At 55.7% G+C, this 7,388-nt stretch carries 5 protein-coding genes and 3 pseudogenes; 4 read left to right on the top strand and 4 right to left on the bottom strand.

What is annotated here, in order from left to right; translation table 11 throughout:
• Positions 1-589: 589 nt before the first annotated feature.
• From ACMX3H_RS09890 to ACMX3H_RS09905, 4 genes and pseudogenes are all read left to right on the top strand, one after another.
• Positions 590-1,486, top strand: coding sequence for an amino acid ABC transporter substrate-binding protein (locus ACMX3H_RS09890; RefSeq protein ID WP_415210692.1), 897 nt, complete (start codon positions 590-592; stop codon positions 1,484-1,486).
• 154 nt (positions 1,487-1,640) lie between these two features.
• Complete coding sequence (locus ACMX3H_RS09895) at positions 1,641-2,381, top strand: amino acid ABC transporter permease (RefSeq protein WP_415210693.1); 741 nt, start codon at positions 1,641-1,643, stop codon at positions 2,379-2,381.
• Positions 2,381-3,043: pseudogene (gene gltK / locus ACMX3H_RS09900) on the top strand (glutamate/aspartate ABC transporter permease GltK). Before ACMX3H_RS09895 ends, gltK begins: the two are co-directional and overlap by 1 nt.
• Positions 3,040-3,765 carry an amino acid ABC transporter ATP-binding protein gene (locus tag ACMX3H_RS09905; RefSeq protein WP_415210694.1) on the top strand — a complete coding sequence of 242 codons (726 nt, stop codon included), beginning with the start codon at positions 3,040-3,042 and terminating at the stop codon, positions 3,763-3,765. Before gltK ends, ACMX3H_RS09905 begins: the two are co-directional and overlap by 4 nt.
• Positions 3,766-4,043: 278 nt before the next feature.
• Here ACMX3H_RS09905 and ACMX3H_RS09910 read toward each other — a convergent pair.
• The 4 genes and pseudogenes from ACMX3H_RS09910 to gnd form a co-directional block, all read right to left on the bottom strand.
• Positions 4,044-4,295: pseudogene (locus ACMX3H_RS09910) on the bottom strand (zinc ribbon-containing protein); the annotation flags it as partial.
• 577 nt (positions 4,296-4,872) lie between these two features.
• Positions 4,873-5,118, bottom strand: coding sequence for a hypothetical protein (locus ACMX3H_RS09915; protein WP_415210695.1), 246 nt, complete (start codon positions 5,116-5,118; stop codon positions 4,873-4,875).
• Positions 5,119-5,483: 365 nt separating this feature from the next.
• Positions 5,484-6,032, bottom strand: coding sequence for a hypothetical protein (locus tag ACMX3H_RS09920; RefSeq protein ID WP_415210696.1), 549 nt, complete (start codon positions 6,030-6,032; stop codon positions 5,484-5,486).
• Positions 6,033-6,270: 238 nt separating this feature from the next.
• A pseudogene (gnd, locus tag ACMX3H_RS09925) lies at positions 6,271-7,245 on the bottom strand (decarboxylating NADP(+)-dependent phosphogluconate dehydrogenase); the annotation flags it as partial.
• Between the last annotated feature and the right edge of the window lie 143 nt (positions 7,246-7,388).

Consider the following 7,388-nt stretch of genomic DNA (forward strand, 5'->3'; position numbering starts at 1 on the left):
AAAGTCCAGCGGGAAATTGGGACGACGTCTTGAGGGTTTTGGTGGGGTTTGTTTCATGAATTGCGCCCATTAAAAAAATAATGGACATCATCTTCAATAACTTGATGGGGAATTAACAGACGGCGCTGGGCGTACGTTTACCCAGGTCATGAACTTACCTGTTCTTCTTCTGGGAAGCCTTTTCCATGCCGGTGGCTTCCCTGCAACCGCTTTCAGATAAAGCTTCCGCGCGATAAACGATCGTGCTACATAGCGCGGAGATGGTTTCAAATGATATGAATATTACTGCCAATTATTTTTTTAGCGTACCGGGGCGGCGACGCGATGCGTGGGCGTAAACCGTCGCGCCGTCACGGAGCAGGCCATGCACCGATAAGGGGCATGGCGCCGCCGTGCGCCGCATTTTAGTGCGCAACGGTTCTCAAAACGGCAACATTTTTGTGCCGGTTTATTTACATTACGCTATTTTAACGGTAATTCGCTTGACGAATCCGTCCTAAAAGCGGGTCTTTCCTCAGGCCGGCTTATCGCCCCAGGGCACCGGACGCTGAAATGTCAGATACCGTAATCACAGCAAAGGAGCAGGAAGATGCACATGCGCAAATTGGCGTTATCGTTAGTGATGATCGGCATTGCCGCCAGCCAGGCTCATGCCGAAGAGTTAACGGGCACGCTGAAAAAAATCAAAGACAACGGCGTCATCGTGGTAGGCCACCGCGAATCGTCCGTTCCTTTCTCCTATTATGACAATCAGCAGAAAGTGGTGGACTATTCGCAGGACTACTCCAACGCCATCGTTGATGCCATTAAAAAGAAAATCGCCGCTCCGAATCTGCAGGTGAAGTATTTGCCTATTACCTCCTCCAACCGCATCCCGCTGCTGCAAAACGGCACCTATGATTTTGAATGCGGCTCCACTACCAATAACCTGGAGCGCCAGAAGCAGGTGGACTTTTCCGATACGCTGTTCATTATCGGTACCCGCCTGGCGGTGAAAAAAGGCGGCCCCATCAAAGATTTTAGCGATTTGGCCAGCAAGACCGTCGTCCTCACCGCCGGAACCACGTCTGAAGTCCTGCTCAACAAGCTCAACGATGAGAAGCAGATGAAGATGCGCATCATCAGCACCAAGGATCACGGCGACTCGTTCCGTACCCTGGAAAGCGGCCGCGCGGTGGCCTTTATGATGGATGATGCCCTGCTGGCCGGCGAACGCGCCAAATCGCGTAAACCCGATCAATGGGATATCGTCGGCACGCCGCAGTCGAAAGAAGCCTACGGCTGCATGCTGCGCAAAGACGACGCGCCGTTCAAAACGCTTATGGACGATACTATCGCTCATATCCAGACCTCCGGCGAAGCGGAGAAATGGTACGACAAGTGGTTTAAACAGCCTATTCCGCCGAAGGATCTGAACATGAACTTTACCATGTCGGACGATATGAAAGCCCTGTTCAAATCACCTAACGATAAAGCCGTAAACTAATAACGATAATAAGGGCGGGATTGCCCGCCCTATTGATTGCTGACCAAAGGCCCGGACAGACAGACGCGCTAAGGTCGTTCCCCGAAGCGCGGCAATAGGGGCCATTCATCAATCTTCAGGGTAGCGCTCGCTACCCTTTTTTACCGGAGTTTTTATGTCAACAAATTGGAACTGTGGAATCTTTTTTGAAGCGGCCCCGTTCGGCAACACCATCTATTTAGGCTGGCTATGGTCGGGTTTCCAGGTCACCATCGCCGTGTCGTTCTGCGTCTGGATTATTGCCTTTGTGGTCGGTTCCCTGTTCGGTATCCTGCGCACCCTGCCTAATCGGTTTCTGGCGGGGATAGGCACCTGTTACGTAGAGTTGTTCCGTAATATTCCCCTGATAGTGCAGCTGTTTATCTGGTATCTGGTGGTGCCGGAGCTGCTGCCGGCGTCCATTGGCACCTGGTTCAAAGCCGAATTGGACCCCACCATTCAGTTCTTTGTCTCCTCAATGCTGTGCCTAGGGCTGTTCACCGCCCCGCGCCTGTGCGAGCAGGTGCGCTCGGGCATTCAGTCGCTGTCCAAGGGGCAGTTGAACGCCGCGCTGGCGATGGGGCTCACGCTGGGGCAGGCCTACCGCTATGTCCTGCTACCTAATGCTTATCGGATCATCGTGTCGCCGATGACCTCAGAAATGCTCAACCTGGTAAAAAACTCGTCGGTCGCCTCCACCATCGGTCTGGTGGAGATGGCGGCGCAGGCCAGCAAATTGCTGGACTATTCCGCCCACGCCTATGAATCTTTTACCGCCATTACCCTGGGCTATCTGCTCATCAACGCCGTGATTATGCTGGTTATGCATTTTGTCGAACGAAAAGTGCGCCTGCCGGGCAATCTGGGGAGCAAATAATGTACGAATTCGACTGGAGTTCCATACAGCCGGGCCTGCCTTATATGCTGCAGGGGATGGCCGTTACGTTAAAAATTACCCTTACCGCGGTGGTGGTTGGCATTATCTGGGGCACCCTTTTGGCGGTGATGCGTCTTTCGCCGGTAAAACCCATCAGTTAGTTCGCCAAAATCTACGTCAATTTTTTCCGCTCGGTGCTGCTGTGGTTCTATCTGGTCGTGCCGAGCCTGCTGCAAAAGGGGCTGGGGCTATCGCCGCAGACCGATATTCGGCTTATTTCCGCCATGATTGCGTTTTCGCTCTTTGAGGCGGCCTATTATTCGGAAATCATCCGCGCCGGTATTGTCAGTATCGCCCGTGGGCAATCCTCCGCCGCGCTGGCGCTCGGCATGACGCACTGGCAATCCATGCAGCTGATTATTCTGCCGCAGGCCTTCCGCGCGATGGTACCGCTGCTGCTGACGCAGGGCATCGTGCTGTTTCAGGATACCTCGTTGGTTTACGTATTAAGCCTGGCCGACTTCTTCCGTACCGCCTCCTCTATCGGCGAACGTGACGGTACGCAGGTGGAAATGGTGCTGTTTGCCGGTTTGGTTTATTTTGTCATCAGCCTGAGCGCCTCCACGCTGATGAACTATTTGAAAAAAAGGACGGTTAGATGATTTCCTTGAAAAATATTTCCAAGTGGTATGGTCACTTTCAGGTGCTGACCGACTGCTCCACCGAGGTCAATAAAGGCGAAGTGGTGGTGGTATGCGGCCTCTCCGGCTCCGGTAAATCGACGCTTATCAAAACCGTCAATGGCCTTGAACCGATTCAAGAGGGGGAGATCCGCGTCAATGGCATCAGCGTCAGCGATAAACGCACCAATCTGGCACAGCTGCGCAGCAAAGTGGGGATGGTGTTCCAACACTTTGAGATCTTTCCCCATTTGTCGATTATTGACAATTTGACGCTGGCGCAGGTCAAGGTTCTGAAACGCGAAAAAGGCGCGGCGCGTGCTAAGGGGCTTACCCTGCTGGAACAGGTTGGCCTGGCGGCGCACACCAATAAATTCCCCGGTCAGCTGTCCGGCGGCCAGCAGCAGCGCGTGGCGATCGCCCGTGCGCTGTGCATGGATCCGGTGGCAATGCTGTTCGACGAACCCACCTCCGCGCTGGATCCGGAGATGATAAACGAAGTGTTGGATGTCATGGTGGAGCTGGCTCAGGAAGGGATGACCATGATGGTGGTCACCCATGAAATGGGCTTTGCGCGTAAAGTGGCCAACCGGGTGATTTGCATGGATGAGGGACGCATTATCGAAGACTCGCCCAAAGAGGCGTTCTTTGCCCATCCCCAATCGGACCGCGCCCGCGACTTCCTGGCGAAGATCCTGCATTAAGGGTGCTGCAGGTCGGGCAGGGTGTCCATTGCCCCTGCCCGGCGCACGGCATCGCCGAAGGGCTCATGTCTCGGGGGGGGTTCCGCCCGCGCCTTACGCGGCAGGTATCGCTTCTTGCCCCACGACGCCGTCCCAATCCCTCGATAACGTCCCTTTCCGACGATGCCATCCCTTATCCCTTGCAGGCGTCCCCTTTCCCACGCGCCCTCCTTATTCTTAATGTCCCAGCTTGTCTCCAGTTGGCGTCCTTTGCCGTCCCCTTGTTGCCGACAAGATCGTTAATGGAAAGGCTGGCGATGAAATTCATCGAAACCACAGTCCGGGCAGAACGGCAACGTTTCCGGCGTATAAAACGCCAGGGTATGATGAGATCGTTCGCACACCAGATTGCCCAGACCGACCACCTCGCCGCTGTGGTAAACGCCATGATGGCTAACGTCCTTGAACACCTCTTTCCATTCCAGCTGCGTCCGGTCGGTAATCTCCGCCAACCGCTGCCACAGGCTCTCTTTAATGACCCGTAAAAAAAGGTAAGCGCCCCGTGGAGGACGTCTTGAATTATTGGTGGGTTTGTTGTATGAGACAGTAAACCTACGTTACACGCTTATGTTCATTGCATTTTCACATTATATTGATTTTAATAACTTTTATTTCCATCCCGGTTTGAGTGATATGAAATTATCCATTAAAATTTAAGTGGACACTATCATCGCCGGATTATCCATGATCTGACAGCCGTCCCTTATAGGATGCGGGTTCACTAGGCATCGTAGTGGAACATTTTCTTACCGGGCCATACAACAAACCCACCAATAATTCAAGACGTCCTCCACGGGGCGCTTACGATTTAAGCCGGGTGATTGGCCGCCTGCGCGAACGTCACCGCTGAAATCCGCTCTACGCGGCGGGCCAGCGGCGGTGGCGCTAGGGCTGATGTCCCCGTCATCGCGGCGGGATAGCGCTGAAAATAGGCGTTTTAAGCGGTGGGCTAACGCCGCTGGTATTCACCTTATGCGGCTTGACGCCATTTCCGAAACACGCCTTAAGCAGCGGGCTAGCGCCGCTGATACACCCCTACTGCGGCTGACATCCGTGCTGACACTGGGCTTAAGCGGCGCTGGTCGCGGCGTTTACGTCGATCGCCACCGCGCCGCCTTGCGCTTCCTCCTCCGCACGCAGCGCAGCGGAGAGCTCCACCCGCATCTCGGCGGGCAAATGCGGGCAGCCGAGCAGAATTTGCCGTGCCAGGCCGCGCAGCTCGGGGGGCAATGTCCCCAGCCGCCGCGCCAGCAGGCTAAGAATCGGCCTTTCGGAAGCTCGGTTGAGCGCCAGCAAACGCTGGAAAACGACCATACATCGTCGGCGGGGACGGCGGCAAAATAGGTGGCTATATGCTCTAGAAGATTATCAAACGCCGCCGACTCGAATCCCGGCAACCGATTAAGCCAGCGCTGGCAATGCTCCGCCAATCGCTGCTCAGGGAGTGCGTTGAAGGCCAGCACGCTCAATTCCCGCAACATCCCCGCTTGCAGATGACTCGGCCAGCGGTCAATCAGGCCCAGCAGCGCATCATATAACTCAGACGCCTGCCTGGCATCGAGTCCGTGAAAAACCTGACCCATCATCGTCTTGACCGTCGCGTGCTGTTGTTCGGGGGTCAGCCGATACGCCGCGCCGCGATGTTCCTCCCGACCCAGCCAGGTCATCACCTCGCTGAATCACGCCGTGCCGCTGGCCCTCGCGGCGGTCGATAGCGTGGCGCGCCCTGGCAGAAAGGAAACGCCGGCGCGGTTGCGCTGCTTTGGCGGCAGCGGTGGCGGAACATCGCCCGCGTCCACGCGTCGCGCAGGCGCCGGCGATGCGAGGGTACCGGCACGGGGAAACATCCAATGCAGGGTAATCACGAATGTCTCCTGAGGGCGGCCCCGCGGCGGCAACGGCCGAAACGCCGCACTTTCTGTCGGGCCATCGAGTTCAGCGCGCGGCGCCTTGCTCGCCGCACGGCCCTCCTCTGCACGCTGAAGGTGACCGCCTGCGCTATCGCGCGCAGCGCGTGCGATAGCGCCCGCCGCGCTGCCCTGTTCAACACGCCGGATATGGCCGGTGAGCATGAACGATAAAGCCCGTAGCGTACTGATATTCGGTTTTTTTTCTCCAGCGGGCGCGGTAATAACGGCGTCCCCGTCGCCACGCTCCGCCGGCGCACTGCCACTTCGTCCGGCGTGATGCCGAGCGCCGCCGCGGTAAGTTAAAAACGAGCTAAGCATGCATGATTCCTTTCTATTTAAGGCCTTTCTAGGCCAAGGCGGGCAGTATAGCCAGGGCTGTTGGCCTTAAATATCACGGATTCACCTTAATTGACTCGTTTCAATTCATCTTCGCGGCCGGCGCGGCAAAAAAAAACCGGCCGGTGTCACTGTTCAAGACGCCCCTTGGCAAGAGATTATCCCCTGCCCTGGCTTCGTCCGTTAGTCGCTTATCATGCCTGCGTGGCGCCGGTTGCCCTTATTCCAGCCATTCCGTGTGGAACACCCCTTCCTTATCGATACGCTTATAGGTATGGGCGCCAAAATAGTCGCGCTGGGCCTGGATCAGGTTGGCCGGCAGCACGGCGGAACGATAGCTATCATAGTAAGCGATGGAGGCAGAGAAGGTCGGCGTCGGAATGCCGTGCTGAACCGCATAGGCCACGACATCGCGCAGCGCCTGTTGATAGTCATCGGCAATCTTCTTAAAGTACGGCGCCAGCAACAGGTTGGCGATCGCCGGATCCTGAGCATAGGCATCGGTAATTTTTTGCAAGAACTGCGCCCGGATAATGCAGCCGGCGCGGAAAATTTTCGCGATTTCGCCGTAATTCAGATCCCACTGGTTCTCATCCGAGGCGGCTTTTAATTGGGAGAAACCCTGCGCATAGGAAACTATTTTGCCCAAATAGAGCGCACGGCGCACTTTCTCAATAAAATCCGCTTTATCACCGCTGAACGCTTCAGTTTGCGGACCGGTGAGCACCTTGGACGCCGCCACGCGCTGCTGCTTCAGGGATGACAGGTAACGGGCAAACACCGATTCGGTAATCAGACTCAGCGGCTCCCCTAAATCCAGCGAGCTCTGGCTGGTCCATTTGCCGGTGCCTTTGTTAGCCACTTCATCGAGAATAACGTCCACCAGGAACTGGCCCTGCTCATCCTTTTTGGTGAAGATATCTTTCGTGATGTCAATCAAGTAGCTGCTCAGCTCGCCTTTGTTCCATTCGCTAAAGGTGCTGGCCAGTTGCTCATTGCTCAGACCCAGCGCATTCTTCAGCAGCGCATAGGCTTCAGCAATCAGCTGCATGTCGCCGTATTCGATGCCATTATGCACCATTTTGACATAATGGCCGGCGCCATCGGGACCGATATAGGTCACACAGGCTTCGCCATCGGCGCGCGCGGCGATTTTTTCCAGGATGGGGGCCACAAGCTCATAGGCGTGTTTCTGTCGTAAGCGCCCCGTGGAGGACGTCTTGAATTATTGGTGGGTTTGTTGTATGGCCCGGTAAGAATATGTTCAACTACGATGCCTAGTGAACCCGCATCCTATAAGGGACGGCTGTCAGATCATGGATAATCCGGCGATGATAG

This window comes from Sodalis sp. (in: enterobacteria) (genome assembly GCF_047607725.1).
In the GTDB taxonomy this organism is placed as follows: domain Bacteria; phylum Pseudomonadota; class Gammaproteobacteria; order Enterobacterales; family Enterobacteriaceae; genus JBLKSS01.